Raw genomic sequence first — 17,923 nt, 5'->3', positions numbered from 1 at the left:
TGGTATGAAAGAAAATATTAGAATTGTTAAGACTACCAGTGAAAACCTAGATTTTGTCAATTTGATTGCTGCTTTGGATAAGAGTTTATGGGAGCGTTATCCGGAATTAAAATCGGATTATTGGGGTAATAATATTTTGGAATTAAATCCAAATGTCGTTATTCTTTATCTAGAAGACAAAGCCGTTGGTTGTGGTTGCTTTAAAAAATACGATACAAATAAAATTGAAATAAAGCGTATGTTTGTTTCTATTGAAGCGAGAGGAATGGGTTTAGCGCAAACTATTTTAATGGAATTAGAACGTTGGGCAAAGGGCTTAGGATATTCATTTTCTGTTTTGGAAACTTTATATAAACAAAAAGAAGCGATTGCTTTATATCAAAAAGCTGGATATGTCATAGTTGATAATTATGAGCCTTATGTAGGTTTAGAAAATAGTATTTGCATGCGGAAACCAATTTAAACAACAAACTAAATGGCTGAAAATTCCTTTTTCCCTATAACGAATTGGTCTGAAGATGATAAGCCACGCGAAAAACTGATGCTCAAAGGCAAAAGTGTCTTAAGTGACGCGGAATTAATTGCTATTTTGATTGGTTCTGGAAGTAGAAATGAATCGGCGGTGGATTTAAGTAAACGGATTCTAGCAAGTGTGGACAATAATTTGAATGCGTTGGGAAAATTATCATTGTCTCAGCTTATTCAGTTCAAAGGAATAGGAGAGGCAAAGGCAATTTCAATTATAGCAGCTTTGGAATTAGGAAGGCGCAGGCGTTCTGAGGATGCAATAGAGTTAAAAAAAATCACCTCTAGCAAAATTATTTTTGAGATTATGCAACCTATTATTGGTGAATTACCCCATGAAGAATTTTGGATCATTTACATGAATAATTCAAATAAGGTGATTGCTAAATCGCAGTTAAGTAAAGGCGGTATTACGGGAACGCTAGTGGATGTTCGTATTGTCTTTAAAACGGCGCTAGAAATGGGAGCTACAGCCTTAATACTATGCCACAATCATCCTTCTGGTACTTTGATTCCTAGTGATGCAGACAAGCAAATTACAAGGAAATTGAAATTAGCTGGAGATAGTTTAGAAATAAAAGTCTTGGATCATCTCATTGTAACTGAAAACAGTTATTTCAGCTTTGCAGATGAAGGAATATTTTAAAATTTAAAAATGAAACAAACACACATAAAAGATGTATTTTTCGATTTAGACCATACACTTTGGGATTTTGATAAAAATTCAGAGTTGACTTTCGAGGGGATTTTTAATAGAAATCATCCCGAAATTGAAACCAAACAATTTATTGAAAAATACGTACCCATAAATCAAGAATGTTGGAAGTTGTATCAATATGATAAAATTACTCATCAAGAACTGCGATACAATCGACTGAAACACTCTTTTGATGCTATAAATTATACAATTTCCGATGAAGAAATAGATGCTATTGCCGAGGATTATCTTCGTTTTTTGCCCGATAACAATCACCTTTTTGATGGAACAATTGAAGTTTTAGAGTATTTAAATCAAAGGTATACACTTCACATAATTACAAATGGATTTGCGGAGGTTCAATATAAAAAGATAAGTAATTCTAAGATTGAGTCTTATTTTCGAACCGTTACTAATTCTGAAATGGCTGGAGTTAAGAAACCAAATCCACTAATTTTTGATTTTGCTTTAGATTTGGCTAAAGCCAAAAAAGAAAGTAGCATTATGATTGGAGATAGCTTAGATGCTGACGTTCAAGGAGCGATTGACGCAGGATTAGATGCTGTATTTTTCAACGAAGCAAAAATTGAAGTTGGAACTCACATTAAACAAATTAACCATTTATTAGAAATCAAAAAATATTTATAAACTATGAAAAAGTTATTTCTATTCGTACTAGTACTAGCAATTAATTATTCGTACGCTCAATCCGTAAATGAGTATAAGGCAGTAATCGTTCCTTTGAAATATGAATTTCTAAAGGGAGAGAATCAATACCGTTTGAATACTATAACTAAGTTTAATTTAAATAAGGCAGGCTTCGTTTCTTTTTATAGTAACGAGACAATTCCCGGTGAATACAGTGATCGTTGCGATTTATTGTATGCTGATGTAGTTAATGATAGTGGTTTTTTGACAACAAGATTGATCATCACTTTGAAGGATTGCTATGGTAAAATCATTTTTCAATCGGCTGCTGGTAAAAGTAAAGAAAAAGACTATAAAAATGCTTATAATGAAGCGCTTGCTGAAGCCTTCGAATCCGTGTATGAGTTGCAATATAAATATAGCGGAACTCGTGCTAAGGCGCAGCCGGCAGTTGTCGCAGCTGCTGCTACTCCTGTAATAAAGGAAATGGTAGCCGTAACAGAATTAAAGCCCAGTCTTACAATTGAAGAAAGTACTATGCTTTACGCTCAGGCCACCGAAACTGGTTTTCAGCTTATTGACAATACTCCAAAAGTAGTTATGAAGTTGTTTAAAACATCCCAAGCCAATTCATTTATTGCAATAAGAGATGCAGTTCAAGGGTCTTTAATTTTGAAAGACAACGAATGGTATTTTGAATATTATCAAAATGATAAATTAATTTCTGAAAAAGTAGCGGTTAAGTTTTAGCGGTTACAAAGCTATTTTGAAAATAGTTCATAAAAAAAGTCTTGCGTAATCAAGACTTTTTTTATGGAATTTAATATCCGTATTTATTTTTCCAACGGTTTTTCAGAAATTCTCGTATGCTGTTTTCCCTTGAATTGTTTCCAGGAATATAAATAGGTTTTTTACTTATAGCATCAGGTAAAAATTCCTGCTCTGCAAAATTATTAGTGTAATCATGGGCGTATTTGTACTCTTCACCATATCCTAGCTCTTTCATTAATTTTGTAGGTGCATTGCGCAGGTGAATAGGAACCGGCAGATCTCCAGTTTGTTTTACTAACTGTTGTGCTGTTCCAATTGCTAAATAGGAAGCATTACTTTTGGGAGAAGTCGCAAGGTAAACCGCACATTGGCTTAATATGATTCGGCTTTCCGGATAGCCAATCGTAGTCACAGCCTGAAAAGTATTATTGGCCATAATAAAGGCAGTAGGATTTGCATTTCCTATATCTTCACTGCTGAGAATAAGCATTCTTCGGGCTATGAATTTCACATCTTCACCACCTTCGATCATCCGTGCTAGCCAGTAAACAGCGCCATTAGGATCGCTGCCTCGAATCGATTTTATAAAAGCAGAAACAATGTCATAATGTTGTTCTCCAGTTTTGTCATACAAAACAGTATTTTGTTGTACCAAAGCAAAAACACGATCATTAGTGATTATTACTTCGTCATCATTGGAAGCGTTTACAACAAGTTCAAAAATATTTAACAGTTTACGTCCATCTCCGCCGGAAAGTCGCAATAGGGCTTCGGTCTCGTTTAGTTTAATGTTTTTAGTAGATAAATACGGATCCGTTTTCATGGCACGGTCTAACAGAGACTCTAGATCTTTTTTAGTAAAAGCATTCAAAATGTAGACCTGACAGCGGGAAAGTAATGCGGGAATCACTTCAAAGCTTGGATTTTCAGTTGTAGCGCCTATCAGCGTAATCCAACCTTTTTCGACAGCTGCCAATAATGAATCCTGTTGGGATTTGCTAAAACGGTGAATCTCATCAATGAAAAGAATTGGATTTTTTGCAGTGAATAAACCGCCACTTTGCTTTGCTTTTTCAATCACTTCCCTAATATCCTTAACTCCTGAATTAATCGCACTCAAAATATAAAAGGGACGTTTGGATTCTTGTGCGATTATTTGTGCCAGTGTAGTTTTTCCAGTTCCTGGTGGCCCCCATAAAATTAATGATGGGATAATTCCTTTTATTATTTGTTGCGTCAACGATCCATTGGGTCCCACGAGATGGGATTGACTGATGTAGTCTTCTAATTTTTGAGGGCGTATGCGTTCTGCAAGTGGTGCTTCCATTTTTTCTTTAAATCTAAAATGCTTCGCCAGTTCGCTGGCGCTCGGGTCTAAATTCGTTACTATTCAATCGAAAATATGACTTTGGTAAAATTACTATTTTTATTCGGAGCTATTTCCGGCTGTACACTATATCTTTTCTATCTCGTTAAAAAACGAGATAGAAAAGGATGCCGCTTCCATCCGGGCTAGGGACTTATACTTTAGAAAGCCTTTTTAATTTAAATATGACAAAATAGCATTAAATTGCTTTTGGATAAGTTTTTGAAATACTACTAAAATGTAAAATCTCACCCTATTCATGGAAAAGCATTTTAAATTTACGAATTCAGTTATTGGACTGCCCCTTTTTTTTGTGGTGTTGTTGTGGTTTGTTTTTTGGCTCCAAATCCGATATGATTTTGACTTTGTCGAAAATGGGATTTACCCTAGAACTTTTTCAGGTTTACAAGGAGTTTTTTTTAGTCCATTCATTCATGCCGATATAGAACATCTTTATAACAATTCCATTCCGCTATTGATTTTATTAACTGCTTTACAATTTTTTTATACAGAGCAAGCAATGAAGGTGATTGGGTATGGGATTTTAATTTCGGGTTGTATCACTTGGAGTATTGGTAGAGATAATTACCATATAGGAGCAAGCGGTTTAATATATGTGTTGTTTAGTTTTGTCTTTTTTAAAGGCCTACAAACGAAGTACAATCGGCTTGTCGCTTTATCGCTAGCTGTGATAGTTGTTTATGGAGGCTTGGTTTGGTATGTTTTTCCAAGTCCTGAGATTACTGGAAACAAATCTATTTCTTGGGAAGGACATCTGGGAGGATTGCTCGCGGGATTTGTTCTTTCTTTAGTTTATAAAACTCCTGAGTACAAGAAAGTGATTAAATACGATTGGGAACACCCTGATTTTGATGCTACAGCAGATAAATTTATGCAGCGTTTTGATGAAAACGGAAACTTTGTAAATTTACCTCAAGAAAATGAAGAAGCCATTTTTACCTATTATACAGCCGATATTCCCATAAATTATAGCGTTGTACCAGATCAAAAAAAAGAATCAAAACCGCAGTCTTGATTCTTTTTTTTATTTAGCAGTATTGGCTCACTTCCCTTTGGGAAGAGTCGGGGATGGGATTAACTTCTTTGTCTTACGGCTTCATACAAGAAAGCACCGCAAGCTACTGAAACATTCAAAGATCCTATTGTTCCAAACATAGGTAGTTTTGCTTTTTCATCTACAATTTTAAGAACCGATGGGTTTACACCACGATCTTCTGATCCCATGATAATTGCAACAGGCTCGTTTAAAGAGATGTTATAAATAGTTGTGTCTGTTTTTTCAGTTGCAGCGACAGTTTTAATACCACTTGCTTGTAATAGAAAAATGGCATCTTTAATGTGTTCTACTTTACAAATCGGAATATTAAATACGGCACCAGCCGATGTTTTAACGGTATCGCCATTTACGGGTGCTGAACCTGCTTTTTGAACAATAATTCCATTTACTCCGGTACATTCTGCGGTTCTGATAATTGCACCAAAATTGCGAGCGTCAGAGATTTGATCTAATATTAAAAATAATGGTTTCTTTCCGTTTTCAACAACAGATTCAATTAAAGATTCTAAATCAAAAAAGGAGATCGGAGATACCGTTGCCACTGCACCTTGATGATTATTAGGTGTAAGTCTGTTAAGTTTTTCAACCGGTACATAGGAAAAATTGATGTTTCCACGCTTCATTACTTTCATTAAGTCTCTCATAAGTTCGCTGCTAGCTTCCTTTTGAATATAGACTTTATCTACTGTTGCGCCTGCTTGGATGGCTTCAATGATCGCTCTAATCCCAAATATTTGATGTTCTTTTTCCATGGTGCAAATATATAAAAAAAAACCATCAGCATTTGCTGATGGTTTTAAAGATTTAGTTTCATACTGTACATTAGTGTAAAGTGATCTTTTAATTTTGTAAAAATTATAAAAATAGGAGGTAAGGATCTTCAGAGGGTATTATTTTCAAAGAATTCTTTAGGTTTTAATTTTCCTCCTAAAAGGGTAGTTAAATAAAAAAGAGGCTGTCCAAATAGGAACAGCCTCTTATTAACTAAATCATAAGATTAATTACGGTACATACCAGAAAGGACCTTGTGTTGTAACTTGAGCAGATGTTAAAACAGGCACATTACCTGAATTTGCATTGTACTCTGACAATGGATAAATCAGTCTTTTTGGTCTAGTAGGTTGCAAGTTGAAACCATTAATTGAACCAGGGATTACTGGGAATCCAGTTCTAGTGTAATTGATGTAATTTTCTACACCATGAATTCCGCTTAGTGCAATCCATTTTTGTGTTAAAATTGCTTGAATTTTATTAGTAGATGCTGTCCATCCAAATCCAGGAACTGCTTCGATTTGAACTGCATAAGTTCCAATAGTAGCACCTAAGTAAGTAAATGAAGCTTGAACTCCTTCATTAAATAAAGTTTGAGCTATTCCAGTTGTTAAAAAACCTCTTTGAACTGCCTCTGCTTGAAGAAATTTACTTTCAGAAAGCAACATTAGCGCTCCAGCTTTTGAAGACCCTGCTGCAGTTCTAGCTGCTGTATTTGCACCTACATAATTAGTTAAGCCTAAACCAAATCTAGAAGTTGGATTTGTTGTGTTGTTTTGACCAGGAACTGGTTTTTGACCTTGATCAGTTCCTACAACTTTTCCTCCTACAAGTAGCCATAGTCTAGATCTTCTAGGGTCAATAACTCCAGCTGTTGGACCACCAGTTTCTCCATTTAATACATCAGCAAAATGTTTAGATGAAGTAAATAAAGTATAAGTAGTATTTGTTGTAGCACCTGCTGCATCTCTAACGAACGAACTAAAGAACGGACTTTGTTTAGCATCATTTGCAGAAGAGTATCCTGGATTGATCAATACATCAGCGTCAACAAAATTATTTAAAGCTTGTAAGTCTGCGTATTTGCTATTTACATAAGTTACAGTCGCTGCATCAGTCAGTTTGCTTTGTCTCAATAAAATTCTTAACTCGATAGTATTGGCTAGTTTAAGCCATTTACTCATATCTCCGTTGAAAACAACGTCAGTAGCAACACCTTCTGCTGTAGAAGACGGGTTTTGAATAAGAGCACGTGCTTCTTCTAATTCTTTAACTAATTCTTTATAAATTATTGCGTCATCTGTATAAGCTGGTGTTAGGTTAGCTTGTCCTTTAAACGCTTCGAAGTAAGGTGAATCACCATATAAATCGACAATATATTGCATGTAATGTGCTTTCATGATCTTGGATATAGCAACAAAATTGCCTTGATTCTCTAAAGGAGTCTCGATTATCTTTTGAAAGTTGTTTACACTTCTGTATAATCCATCCCATACTGCTGCATAGGTGTTGTTGTCAAAGTTATAAGAATATTCTACTTGCAATGGATTTGTAAATTGGTATATGTTACCTCCCCATGCATTTGTCATTACACTACCTAAACGGTTCATGTTTATAGCTTGTGTTCTGAATGCTTGTGATTGCGCACCAGGTAAAATAAGTCTTGGCGGAAGAGCTTCTTCTAGCGGACTATTTACATTGGTGTTGTCTGCTAAGTAGTCACTACAAGATGTAAGTGATACCGCTGCTACTGCTATTAATAAAAATATTTTTTTCATGCTTTTTAATTTAGAATGTTAAATTGATGCTTCCACCAAAAGTTCTTGTATTTGGATACTGTCCTGTTCCTGAATATCCTAGACCATTACCATTGTTTGCAGTACTGTCAGATGCTTCTGGATCAGTATAACCTTTATTGCTTTTTGCCAAAACAGTAAATGGGTTTCTTGCATTTATACCAAATCTAAGTGAAGTTAATCCAATTCTTTCAATTACAGTAGTTGGTATTGAATAACTTAAAGCAAGTTCTCTCACTTTGAAAGCAGTAGCGTTAATAACGTTATGCTCTCCAGCTCTACTCAAAGTTCCGTAATAATCAATAATTCCGTTTGGATTATAACCAGCTGCAGAGTAAACAGAAGTATTAGGAGTGTAGATTCCTGATCCTGGAGCAGTTTCAACTACTGAGTTTGGTAAAATGAAACCAACCTCTCTATCAAAATCAGCTGATTCTACTAAACGTCCTGGCCAAGTTAAGTCGTATTTAGTTCCAGAAATGATTTGGTGACCTGTTCTGTAATCCATAACAGCAGATAATCTAATTCCTTTGTACTCAAATGAGTTAGATAATCCTAAAATATAATCTGGAGTTGATTTACCTAAAATCGAGTTTGAAGAAGATCTTGTTGGAAGTCCAAACTGGTTCACAATAATGCTTCCATTATCATCTCTTAAAAAGGTTGTTCCTTTAATCAAAGGAAATTCTTCTCCTACTTGAGCAAAAATTCCAGTTCCTGTTGCAGCGTCAGATAAAAGGTTGATTTCATTTGCTCCAGCAGCAAGTGAATTGATAACTGATTTATTCGTAGAATAACTTGCTCTTAAGTCCCATTTGAAATCTTCCGTTTTAACCGGTACGAATCCTAAGTCAATTTCTAGACCTTTTGTAGTCATATCTCCAATGTTACTTTGAGAAGTGGCTAATCCTGATGCAGAAGAAGCAGTAGCAGCTGTAATCAAATCTTTTGTGTCAGATATGTAAGCTGACCCGTCAATTGTAATCCTATTGTTGAAAAGTCCAATATTAATATTTACCTCTTTTGTGGTCACAAATTCAGGTTTGATATTTTTATCAGTTGGTCTCTGGTTGATGATGTACGATCCTAGTTGTCCGTAAGGGAATCCTGTTGGGAATACACCAATTTCAGAGGTAGCATAAGGCTGGATAGAAGAGGAGTTACCCACTTTTACGATGTTAGCAGATACTTTCAAATAATTCAAAGTTTCGCTTTTTAGTCCTTCAAAAGCTAAAGTTGGTACAAAAGATACACCAGCACTTGGATAGAAGAAGTTGTTGTTCTCTTTTGATAAAACTGAAGTCTAATCATTTCTACCTGTAACATTTAAAAACAAGTAGTTTTTGTATCCTAAATCAACGTTAGCTAAAACAGAAGCACGATTTGATTTTTGAGATCTATTATCTAAATTAGATGGATTTGCTGGACTCAATACATTATTAATGTGGTACCATCCTGGTATGTCTAGATTTTGTCCTCCTTGTGAAGTAATTCTGTAGTTACGATCTTGCATGTTACTTCCGACGTTCGCTTTTAAACTCAAATCATCTGTCAAATCGTAGTCAAAATTCACTAATAAATCACCATAATAAGTTCTTAAAGAGGATTGACTAGCAAAATATTCAGAAGTTTGATTTCTATTTGCTCCTGCTCCTGCTAAATCTGGAGTTTCTCTATACTGATTGATGTGAGACTGTGCATCTCTATTCGTAAATTGTAAGTTACCTGTATAAGTAACATTTATGTTTTTATTAATATCGTACTTCAAAGCTGCGATAGTATTTATAAATGTTCTTCTAGAGTCATTACGGTTATTATCTATTGTCCAATATGGATTTTTGAAATATATCGTGTAATTACCTTCATTTCCAGAATTTTTAAACAACGATAAATCAACATTTCCTGCTGTCTGAATTAAATCGTCAAGTAAGTCATTAGAAGTTTCGGTAGATTTTTGATAGTTGTAGTTAACGTTACCATCAATGCTTAGTTTTCCAATTTTTTTACCTGCCTTGAATAAAAAACTATTTCTTTCAAGTTGATCTCCGTTTACAATAAATTCTGTCTTTACTTTGTTAGCAGAAAATAAAGCGTAGGAGTCTGAAGTTCCAGCGTTTATAGAAAATCCATTTTGGAAGGTAGTACCTGTTTGGTAGAAATCCTTAACATTGTCTTTGATGAAAGAGTAAGGTCTTTGTAATTCAAGTCCATCCGCTTGTGGTAAACCTGTTGGTCTCAACACGCCATCAAAAGGAAGTCCCCATGATCCGTTTTCTTCAGGATAGTGAACTCCGTCCCAACCTTGACCATATTTTTGTTGTGTTTCAGGCATAAAAGATACTGTCTCAAAATCGATAGCTGAATTTACATTCACCGTGATTTTTCCTTTTTCTTTTCCTTTTACTGTAGTAACTATAATTACTCCGTTAACTCCTTGCTCACCATATAGTGCAGCACCTTGCATACCTTTAATAACGTTTACGCTTTCAATTAATTCAGGTGGTAATTGTTGCAAAACAGCTGATGAAGAGATTGAGTTATCAATAACTACCAAAGCTTCATTGTTACCAGTAATAGATCTTGAACCTCTTAATACGATTCTGTTTGTTCCATTAACTCCACTTGAAGATTTGTTTATTTGAAGACCAGATACTTTACCAACTAAAGACTGCACCACGTTAGGGTTGGCAGCTTGAGTTAGCTCTTGACTTGCTACCACTTGCGTAGAGGATGTTAGCGAATTTTTACTTCTTTTAATCCCTAAAGCTCCTACTATAACTCCTTCCAATTGGATGGAATCATCTAGAAGTTTAACGTTAACATTTGCCGAAGTGGCAGTTGCTTCTTGAGTTTTCATCCCAATGTAGCTGAAAACCAAGACTTGACTAGGTGTTGCTCTGATAGAATATTTTCCATCAAAATCAGTTTGTGTTCCAGATTGTGTTCCTTTCACTAACACACTCACGCCTGGTAAAGGCAATCCTGCATTATCAGAAACAACACCAGAAACAGTTCTTTCTTGCGCAAAAGTTATTTGCGCCACAAGTACTACTAAGAGCACTAAGAATCCATTAAACTTTAGTTTCATTTTTTAATATTTTGAATTAGTCTCGCAAACCTCTTAATAATTTGTTAACTTTCCTAATATATGAAATGCTAATTTTACCTTAAACTAAAATTTAACATTATAACTAATATGGATTATGGTGTTATAAATTTCAAATTGTTGCTTTTTCGTTTTGCCATTGGCTAGTGCTAATTTGAGTAATCCGTTTTTTGTTTGTATTCCCATTCCTAACCCAATGCCAATAAGGTTTTCCGTAATATCTGAATTTCCTGAATCAGAATTATTTTTAATTAAGCCATAATCCAGAATGGAATGTAAGTAAAGATTTGGAGACAGAATGTAGCGGTATTCTGTTAGTAATGATGTTGTTAAATAGGCTTGTAGGCTGTTTTCTGCAAAGCCTCTTATGCTATTAAAACCTCCAAAACGGAACAATTCATTAACAACGTATCGGCCACTGTTAAGGTAAAAATTTTGACTATTTAGATGAATCGAATTCTTTCTGTTCAAATAGATGTTGTGCATTGCTTGAAAAGTAAGCGTCAATTGGTTATTTTTCGAATTCTCAGTTGGATTGGAGATTTCTCTTTTACCGATTCCTATTGCGGTTTGGAATTTTGATTTTATGGGAAATAGAAGGTTGTTTGTGTCTGATTTTAAATATTCAAAACTCGAAGTTAAAAATGAATTATTAAAATCACTGATTGAAGTGCTATTTAAATTTTGAATATCGCTAGACTCTGTAGTATGATATCCCAAGTACACGCGAGAATTATAGTTTATGAAATAGCTTAAAGCAATTGCAGTTTTTGTGTTTTGAAAAGTAGTATCTTGCCTGAAAACCTGTAATTGTGCTTTAAGTCCTATTGGTGTTTGTAGTAGATAAGGTAGTTCAAGACTTGCGTTAAAAGTTTTTTGATCGTTTCCGTCGCTTTTCCAATAGATAGCAACTTGCTCGCCAGAGCCCAAGATGTTTTCGAGTTTAATGTCAAGATATCCTGCTAGTGCGATCTTTTCGTTTTCATTATTTGAAAAACCCAAGAAGCCATCAAAAGTATTTGAATTTCTTTTTTCTAGGTACACATAAACTTTAGTACTGTCTTTTGTAAATAAAATTTCCGGGTATTTTACTTGATTTACAAAATTATATTTTTCGAAATCACTATTAATTTGTTCAACCACTTTTTGATTGAAAATTATTTTTTGGTATTTTTTATTAATTTGTTTCAAGTGACCCTTCGGAAATTTATTTACACGTCCGTTTTCGTTATACCGAATTGTAATTGAATTTAAGACTCTTTTTTGTTCTGTTTCCATTTGTAGGGTCGCTGAAAGAGCACTTTTGTCTCTTCTAATGTTTACTAGTTTTAATTTTGCTAATGAAAATCCATTTTGCTCTAATTTTTGGACGGTTTGCTCTAGGAAGGAATCTATTGCTGAGTAAGGTACTTCAACACTACCATTTTTTTTGTTTAGTGTGATTAAATTATTTAATTGTTTGTCATCACCTATATATAGGTAGATGGATTTTACTTTTTTTCCTAAAGCGATTTTTGCGATATAGCAGGAATCTTTTGATTTCGTAAATTCAAGCATGTTATTATCGATGTAACCTACCTGGGTTAATTTTACTGAAAACGTATTGATTTCATCTTGAAGTGCTTTTGTGTTTTGGTGTTTGGAGTTGTATCCCAAAGAATCGATGGTTTTGGTTTCGAAGTCGGATTGTCCAATTATTTGTAGCTGAAAATTTTGGGCGGATGAGTGCCACCCAAAGAATAATAATACAAGAATAGTGACGAAAGGTTTCAAATGTGTATTTGTTTTAATAAATATAATGCAAATATCTATGGTTTGTAATAAAAATCAAAGTGTAAAACAACGGTATTGAATTTGTTGCTTAATTAGTATTGAATTCTAAACCGTTTTTCACTTCGGAATTCTTTATTCCTTTAGAGAACAAATTATTAGTTCATAAAAAAATTAATAGATTAACGTTTGTAGAGTAAAAAATATTTTCTACATTTGCAACCCCGTAAAAAGCGGGAATTTAATATAATAAGAAATTTTTAGTATTAATTATGCCAACAATTCAACAATTAGTAAGAACAGGAAGAACTCAGATAACTAAGAAGAGTAAATCGGTTGCTTTAGATTCTTGTCCTCAAAGAAGAGGGGTTTGTACGCGTGTTTACACTACAACACCAAAAAAACCAAACTCTGCAATGCGTAAAGTAGCGCGTGTACGTTTGACAAATGGTAATGAAGTAAATGCCTACATCCCTGGTGAAGGACACAATTTACAAGAGCACTCGATAGTATTAGTTAGGGGTGGAAGGGTAAAAGATTTACCAGGAGTTAGATATCACATCGTTCGTGGTGCACTTGATACGTCAGGAGTAGCAGGAAGAACGCAAAGAAGATCTAAGTACGGAGCAAAACGCCCAAAAGAAGCAAAAAAGTAATTTAAAGTTTGCATCATAGAGGCGCAATTTATTGCGACTGTGTAGGTGTGGAATTTTATTAAAAAAAAGACATGAGAAAAAGAGCGGCAAAGAAGAGACCACTTTTACCAGATCCAAGGTTTAATGATCAACTGGTAACACGTTTTGTGAACAACTTAATGTGGGATGGAAAAAAATCGACAGCGTTTAAAGTATTTTATGATGCAATTGACATCATTGAGTCTAAAAAACAAGATGCGGAAAAACCGTCATTAGAAATTTGGAAAGATGCATTAACCAATGTTATGCCGCACGTAGAAGTACGTAGTCGTAGAGTAGGTGGGGCAACATTTCAAATTCCAATGCAAATTCGTCCAGATAGAAAAATATCTATGGCGATGAAGTGGTTGATACTTTATTCTAGAAGAAGAAATGAAAAATCTATGGCTCAAAGACTAGCTTCAGAATGTTTAGCTGCGGCTAAAGAGGAAGGTGCTGCTGTTAAAAAGAGAATGGATACTCACAAAATGGCAGAAGCTAACAAAGCATTCTCTCACTTTAGATTTTAATTCATAAGAAATGGCTAGAGATTTAAAATATACAAGAAACATAGGAATTGCTGCTCATATTGATGCTGGTAAAACAACAACAACAGAGCGTATATTATTCTATACTGGAAAGTCACACAAGATAGGTGAAGTGCATGATGGTGCTGCAACTATGGACTGGATGGCACAAGAGCAAGAAAGAGGAATTACAATTACTTCTGCTGCTACAACTTGTGAATGGAATTTCCCAACTGAACAAGGTAAAGTTTTACCTGATACCTTACCGTATCACTTTAATATTATTGATACCCCAGGGCACGTTGATTTTACTGTAGAAGTAAATCGTTCATTGCGTGTACTTGACGGGTTGGTTTTCTTGTTTAGTGCTGTTGATGGTGTTGAGCCACAATCAGAAACGAACTGGAGACTAGCAGATCAATACAGAGTGCCACGTATTGGATTTGTTAACAAAATGGACCGTCAAGGATCTAATTTTTTGATGGTTTGTCAACAAGTTAGAGACATGTTGAAGTCTAATGCAGTTGCTATCACTTTGCCAATTGGTGAAGAGAATGACTTCAAGGGTGTAGTAGATTTGGTAAAAAATCAAGCTATTGTATGGCATGAAGAAGGTCTTGGTGCTACATATGATATTGTGCCTATTCCTGAAGACATGGTTGCTGAAGTGAAAGAATACAGATCGATTCTTATTGAGGCAGTAGCTGATTATGATGAAAATTTGTTGGAAAAATTCATGGAAGATGAAGACTCTATTACAGAGGAAGAAATCAATACAGCGTTAAGAGCTGCTACTATGGATATGGCGATTATTCCAATGATTGCTGGTTCTTCTTTTAAAAATAAAGGAGTTCAATTCATGTTAGATGCAGTGTGTAAATATTTACCTTCTCCGATGGATAAAGAAGGTATCGAAGGGATTCATCCTGATGATGCTGATTTATTAGAGGAAGATCAAACTAAAATTTTGCGTAAGCCAGATGTTAAAGAGCCTTTTGCTGCTTTAGCTTTTAAAATTGCTACTGATCCATTCGTTGGTCGTTTAGCTTTCTTCCGTGCTTACTCAGGACGTTTGGATGCAGGTTCTTATGTTTTAAACACACGTTCAGGAAACAAAGAAAGAATTTCACGTATCTATCAAATGCATGCCAATAAACAAAACCCAATCGAATACATTGAGGCAGGTGATATTGGAGCAGCAGTAGGATTTAAAGATATTAAAACTGGAGATACATTGTGTGATGAAAAACACCCAATTATTTTGGAGTCAATGAAATTCCCTGCGCCAGTAATTGGTATCGCTATTGAGCCTAAAACTAAAGCTGACGTTGATAAAATGGGTATGGCTTTGGCTAAATTAGCTGAAGAAGATCCAACGTTTACGGTTAGAACAGATGAGGCTTCGGGACAAACGATTATTTCTGGTATGGGTGAGCTTCACTTGGATATCTTGGTAGATCGTATGAAACGCGAGTTCAAAGTCGAAGTAAATCAAGGAGAACCTCAAGTTGAATATAAAGAAGCATTTACTAAATCTGCTCAACATAGAGAAACTTACAAGAAACAATCAGGTGGTCGTGGAAAATTCGGTGATATCGTATTTAGAATCGAACCAGCAGATTTAGTTGACGGTAAAGCTCCAGTGGGATTGCAGTTTATTAATGCAGTAAAAGGTGGTAACGTTCCTAAAGAATATATTCCATCTGTTGAAAAAGGTTTCAGAGAAGCTATGAAAACGGGTCCATTAGCTGGATACCAAGTGGATAGTTTGAAAGTGACTTTATTAGACGGATCTTTTCATCCTGTCGATTCAGACGCACTTTCTTTTGAGTTAGCTGCTAGAATGGGTTACAGAGAGTCAGGTCGTGCTGCAGGTGCTGTTATTTTGGAGCCTATCATGAAAATGGAAGTTATTACGCCAGAAGAAAACATGGGAGATATCGTAGGTGATATCAACCGTCGTAGAGGTCAGGTAAATGACATGGGTGACAGAAATGGTGCAAAAACTATCAAGGCTGATGTGCCATTGTCAGAAATGTTTGGTTATGTAACTACTTTAAGAACTTTATCTTCAGGTCGTGCAACATCAACAATGGAATTTTCACATTACGCTGAAACTCCTTCGAATATTTCGGAAGCAGTTATCAAAAAAGCAAAAGGAAACGCTTAATCTTTAAGAAAATGAGTCAAAAAATCAGAATAAAACTAAAATCTTACGATCACATGTTAGTAGATAAGTCTGCTGAAAAGATTGTAAAAACTGTAAAAAGTACAGGTGCAGTAGTAACAGGACCAATTCCATTACCAACTCACAAAAAACTTTTCACTGTACTACGTTCTCCACACGTTAACAAAAAAGCGAGAGAGCAATTTGAAGTAATGTCATATAAGAGATTAATTGACATTTATTCATCTTCATCAAAAACTATTGATGCTTTAATGAAACTTGAATTGCCAAGTGGAGTTGAAGTTGAAATCAAAGTTTAAGTAGTTTAAGAGTAAAAAGGAGCGCTGTTTTTAAGCGAAAAATATTTTTTTGGTTTGTGTGTAAATAAGTTATACATTTGCACCCACTAAAAAAATAGGATTCGGTTAAAAGCTGCGTTCTATATTTATATTTAATAATTAATAATTAATATTTATGTCTGGGTTAATTGGTAGAAAAATCGGCATGACTAGCATTTTCGACGAGAACGGGAAGAATATTCCTTGTACAGTAATCGAAGCTGGACCATGCGTTGTTACCCAAGTCAGAACCAAAGGTGTTGACGGGTACGAAGCGTTGCAACTTGGTTTCGATGACAAAAACGAGAAACATTCCACAAAAGCGGCTTTAGGTCACTTTAAAAAAGCGGGAACTGTAGCTAAGAAAAAAGTCGTTGAATTTCAAGATTTTGCAACTGAACAAAAATTAGGAGATCTTATTGATGTTTCTATTTTTGCTGAAGGAGAATTTGTAGATGTACAAGGTGTATCTAAAGGTAAAGGTTTTCAAGGGGTTGTTAAACGTCACGGTTTTGGTGGTGTTGGTCAAGCAACTCACGGTCAACACAACCGTTTAAGAGCGCCAGGTTCTGTAGGAGCTTCTTCTTATCCATCTAGAGTATTCAAAGGAATGCGTATGGCTGGAAGAATGGGAGGAGATAATGTAAAAGTTCAAAACCTTAGAGTTTTAAAAGTAGTGGCTGAAAAGAATCTACTTGTTATTAAAGGATGTATTCCTGGATGTAACAACTCTTATGTAATCATTCAGAAGTAATGGAAGCAAAAGTATTAGATTTCAACGGAAAAGATACTGGAAGAAAAGTTCAACTTTCTGATTCAGTATTTGGTATAGAACCAAACAATCACGCAGTATACCTTGATGTTAAGCAGTATCTTGCTAATCAAAGACAAGGAACGCACAAGGCTAAAGAAAGAGCTGAAGTAGCGGGAAGTACGCGTAAGATTAAAAAACAAAAAGGAACAGGAACTGCTCGTGCAGGATCTGCTAAAAATCCATTGTTTAAAGGTGGTGGAACAGTTTTTGGACCAAGACCAAGAAGTTATTCATTCAAATTGAATAAAAGCTTGAAACGTTTGGCAAGAAAATCTGCTTTCTCAATTAAAGCAAAAGAGTCGAACATAATCGTTCTTGAAGACTTTAATTTTGAAACACCAAACACTAAAAATTTCATCAACGTTTTGAAAGCTTTAGAGTTAGAAAATAAAAAATCTCTATTTGTATTGGGTGATACCAATAAAAATGTATATTTGTCCTCACGCAATTTAAAAGGATCTAGCGTTGTAAGTAGCTTAGAATTAAGCACTTACGCTATTCTAAATGCTAATAATTTAGTTCTTTTAGAGAGTTCTTTAGAGATAATTGAAGAAAATTTAAGTAAATAATAGGATATGAGCATCATAATTAAGCCTATAGTAACGGAAAAAGTAACCAAAGAAAGTGAAGTTTTAAACCGCTTCGGATTCGTTGTTGACAAAAAAGCAAATAAAGTTCAAATTAAGAAAGCTATTGAAGCTGCTTACGGAGTAACTATTTTGAGTGTTAACACGATGAACGTAAGACCGGATAGAACTACAAAATACACTAAAAGTGGTTTAATCAGTGGAAAGACTAATGCAATTAAAAAAGCAATTGTTCAAGTACAAGAAGGAGAAACAATTGATTTTTACAACAATATCTAAGATAGAAAA

At 34.8% G+C, this 17,923-nt stretch carries 18 protein-coding genes; 12 read left to right on the top strand and 6 right to left on the bottom strand.

Translation table 11 applies throughout. The annotated features are described in order from the left end of the window. Positions 1-4: 4 nt before the first annotated feature. The 4 genes from BUC11_RS02265 to BUC11_RS02250 are packed head-to-tail and all read left to right on the top strand — an operon-like array spanning position 5 to position 2,620. Positions 5-463, top strand: coding sequence for a GNAT family N-acetyltransferase (locus BUC11_RS02265; RefSeq protein WP_073351468.1), 459 nt, complete (start codon positions 5-7; stop codon positions 461-463). A gap of 12 nt (positions 464-475) precedes the next feature. After that, a complete protein-coding gene (gene radC, locus BUC11_RS02260) occupies positions 476-1,171 on the top strand; it encodes a RadC family protein (RefSeq protein ID WP_073351466.1) in 696 nt (231 codons plus the stop codon). Between the two features lie 9 nt (positions 1,172-1,180). Further along, positions 1,181-1,870: a YjjG family noncanonical pyrimidine nucleotidase gene (locus tag BUC11_RS02255; protein ID WP_073351464.1), complete on the top strand. Its 690-nt coding sequence runs from the start codon at positions 1,181-1,183 to the stop codon at positions 1,868-1,870. A gap of 3 nt (positions 1,871-1,873) precedes the next feature. After that, on the top strand, positions 1,874-2,620 hold the full coding sequence (locus tag BUC11_RS02250) for a hypothetical protein (protein WP_073351462.1): 747 nt from the start codon (positions 1,874-1,876) through the stop codon (positions 2,618-2,620). Between the two features lie 70 nt (positions 2,621-2,690). Here BUC11_RS02250 and BUC11_RS02245 read toward each other — a convergent pair whose 3' ends face one another. After that, the gene (locus tag BUC11_RS02245; RefSeq protein ID WP_073351460.1) at positions 2,691-3,968 is read right to left on the bottom strand and encodes a replication-associated recombination protein A; all 1,278 of its coding nucleotides are present in this window, start codon (positions 3,966-3,968) and stop codon (positions 2,691-2,693) included. Positions 3,969-4,266: 298 nt separating this feature from the next. Here BUC11_RS02245 and BUC11_RS02240 point away from each other — a divergent pair, with 298 nt between their 5' ends. Continuing rightward, the gene (locus tag BUC11_RS02240; RefSeq protein WP_073351458.1) at positions 4,267-5,043 is read left to right on the top strand and encodes a rhomboid family intramembrane serine protease; all 777 of its coding nucleotides are present in this window, start codon (positions 4,267-4,269) and stop codon (positions 5,041-5,043) included. 59 nt (positions 5,044-5,102) lie between these two features. Here BUC11_RS02240 and rlmB read toward each other — a convergent pair whose 3' ends face one another. From rlmB to BUC11_RS02215, 5 genes are all read right to left on the bottom strand, one after another. Further along, on the bottom strand, positions 5,103-5,837 hold the full coding sequence (gene rlmB / locus BUC11_RS02235) for a 23S rRNA (guanosine(2251)-2'-O)-methyltransferase RlmB (RefSeq protein WP_073351455.1): 735 nt from the start codon (positions 5,835-5,837) through the stop codon (positions 5,103-5,105). 249 nt (positions 5,838-6,086) lie between these two features. Beyond that, the gene (locus tag BUC11_RS02230) at positions 6,087-7,634 is read right to left on the bottom strand and encodes a SusD/RagB family nutrient-binding outer membrane lipoprotein (RefSeq protein ID WP_073351453.1); all 1,548 of its coding nucleotides are present in this window, start codon (positions 7,632-7,634) and stop codon (positions 6,087-6,089) included. Between the two features lie 10 nt (positions 7,635-7,644). Beyond that, positions 7,645-8,856: a SusC/RagA family TonB-linked outer membrane protein gene (locus BUC11_RS16870; RefSeq protein ID WP_073351451.1), complete on the bottom strand. Its 1,212-nt coding sequence runs from the start codon at positions 8,854-8,856 to the stop codon at positions 7,645-7,647. 99 nt (positions 8,857-8,955) lie between these two features. Then, positions 8,956-10,740 carry a carboxypeptidase-like regulatory domain-containing protein gene (locus tag BUC11_RS16865; protein WP_073351448.1) on the bottom strand — a complete coding sequence of 595 codons (1,785 nt, stop codon included), beginning with the start codon at positions 10,738-10,740 and terminating at the stop codon, positions 8,956-8,958. A gap of 84 nt (positions 10,741-10,824) precedes the next feature. After that, on the bottom strand, positions 10,825-12,414 hold the full coding sequence (locus BUC11_RS02215; protein WP_245793704.1) for a BamA/TamA family outer membrane protein: 1,590 nt from the start codon (positions 12,412-12,414) through the stop codon (positions 10,825-10,827). Positions 12,415-12,800: 386 nt separating this feature from the next. Here BUC11_RS02215 and rpsL point away from each other — a divergent pair, with 386 nt between their 5' ends. From rpsL to rplW, 7 genes are all read left to right on the top strand, one after another. After that, positions 12,801-13,184 (top strand): 30S ribosomal protein S12, encoded by a 384-nt coding sequence (gene rpsL, locus BUC11_RS02210; RefSeq protein ID WP_007136570.1) that lies wholly within the window; start codon positions 12,801-12,803, stop codon positions 13,182-13,184. 71 nt (positions 13,185-13,255) lie between these two features. Beyond that, positions 13,256-13,732 (top strand): 30S ribosomal protein S7, encoded by a 477-nt coding sequence (gene rpsG / locus BUC11_RS02205; protein WP_035668130.1) that lies wholly within the window; start codon positions 13,256-13,258, stop codon positions 13,730-13,732. A 10-nt stretch (positions 13,733-13,742) separates the two neighbouring features. After that, complete coding sequence (gene fusA, locus BUC11_RS02200; RefSeq protein WP_073351442.1) at positions 13,743-15,899, top strand: elongation factor G; 2,157 nt, start codon at positions 13,743-13,745, stop codon at positions 15,897-15,899. Between the two features lie 11 nt (positions 15,900-15,910). Further along, positions 15,911-16,216 (top strand): 30S ribosomal protein S10, encoded by a 306-nt coding sequence (gene rpsJ / locus BUC11_RS02195; RefSeq protein ID WP_011963470.1) that lies wholly within the window; start codon positions 15,911-15,913, stop codon positions 16,214-16,216. 154 nt (positions 16,217-16,370) lie between these two features. Next, positions 16,371-16,988 (top strand): 50S ribosomal protein L3, encoded by a 618-nt coding sequence (gene rplC, locus BUC11_RS02190; RefSeq protein WP_073351440.1) that lies wholly within the window; start codon positions 16,371-16,373, stop codon positions 16,986-16,988. Continuing rightward, a complete protein-coding gene (gene rplD / locus BUC11_RS02185; protein ID WP_035668126.1) occupies positions 16,988-17,617 on the top strand; it encodes a 50S ribosomal protein L4 in 630 nt (209 codons plus the stop codon). Before rplC ends, rplD begins: the two co-directional genes overlap by 1 nt. Positions 17,618-17,623: 6 nt before the next feature. Further along, a complete protein-coding gene (gene rplW / locus BUC11_RS02180) occupies positions 17,624-17,914 on the top strand; it encodes a 50S ribosomal protein L23 (RefSeq protein ID WP_066081040.1) in 291 nt (96 codons plus the stop codon). Positions 17,915-17,923: the final 9 nt, after the last annotated feature.

The sequence above is a fragment of the Flavobacterium xanthum genome, from assembly GCF_900142695.1.
Classification (GTDB): domain Bacteria; phylum Bacteroidota; class Bacteroidia; order Flavobacteriales; family Flavobacteriaceae; genus Flavobacterium; species Flavobacterium xanthum.
This window is presented reverse-complemented; position numbering and strand designations above follow the sequence as displayed.

Excerpts from the sequence above, each read along its gene's own strand:
- BUC11_RS02265 (WP_073351468.1), top strand. The coding sequence starts at position 5 with ATGAAAGAAAATATTAGAATTGTTAAGACTACCAGTGAAAACCTAGAT.
- radC (WP_073351466.1), top strand. The coding sequence starts at position 476 with ATGGCTGAAAATTCCTTTTTCCCTATAACGAATTGGTCTGAAGATGAT.
- BUC11_RS02255 (WP_073351464.1), top strand. The coding sequence starts at position 1,181 with ATGAAACAAACACACATAAAAGATGTATTTTTCGATTTAGACCATACA.
- BUC11_RS02250 (WP_073351462.1), top strand. The coding sequence starts at position 1,874 with ATGAAAAAGTTATTTCTATTCGTACTAGTACTAGCAATTAATTATTCG.
- BUC11_RS02245 (WP_073351460.1), bottom strand. The coding sequence starts at position 3,968 with ATGGAAGCACCACTTGCAGAACGCATACGCCCTCAAAAATTAGAAGAC.
- BUC11_RS02240 (WP_073351458.1), top strand. The coding sequence starts at position 4,267 with ATGGAAAAGCATTTTAAATTTACGAATTCAGTTATTGGACTGCCCCTT.
- rlmB (WP_073351455.1), bottom strand. The coding sequence starts at position 5,837 with ATGGAAAAAGAACATCAAATATTTGGGATTAGAGCGATCATTGAAGCC.
- BUC11_RS02230 (WP_073351453.1), bottom strand. The coding sequence starts at position 7,634 with ATGAAAAAAATATTTTTATTAATAGCAGTAGCAGCGGTATCACTTACA.
- BUC11_RS16865 (WP_073351448.1), bottom strand. The coding sequence starts at position 10,740 with ATGAAACTAAAGTTTAATGGATTCTTAGTGCTCTTAGTAGTACTTGTG.
- rpsL (WP_007136570.1), top strand. The coding sequence starts at position 12,801 with ATGCCAACAATTCAACAATTAGTAAGAACAGGAAGAACTCAGATAACT.
- rpsG (WP_035668130.1), top strand. The coding sequence starts at position 13,256 with ATGAGAAAAAGAGCGGCAAAGAAGAGACCACTTTTACCAGATCCAAGG.
- fusA (WP_073351442.1), top strand. The coding sequence starts at position 13,743 with ATGGCTAGAGATTTAAAATATACAAGAAACATAGGAATTGCTGCTCAT.
- rpsJ (WP_011963470.1), top strand. The coding sequence starts at position 15,911 with ATGAGTCAAAAAATCAGAATAAAACTAAAATCTTACGATCACATGTTA.
- rplC (WP_073351440.1), top strand. The coding sequence starts at position 16,371 with ATGTCTGGGTTAATTGGTAGAAAAATCGGCATGACTAGCATTTTCGAC.
- rplD (WP_035668126.1), top strand. The coding sequence starts at position 16,988 with ATGGAAGCAAAAGTATTAGATTTCAACGGAAAAGATACTGGAAGAAAA.
- rplW (WP_066081040.1), top strand. The coding sequence starts at position 17,624 with ATGAGCATCATAATTAAGCCTATAGTAACGGAAAAAGTAACCAAAGAA.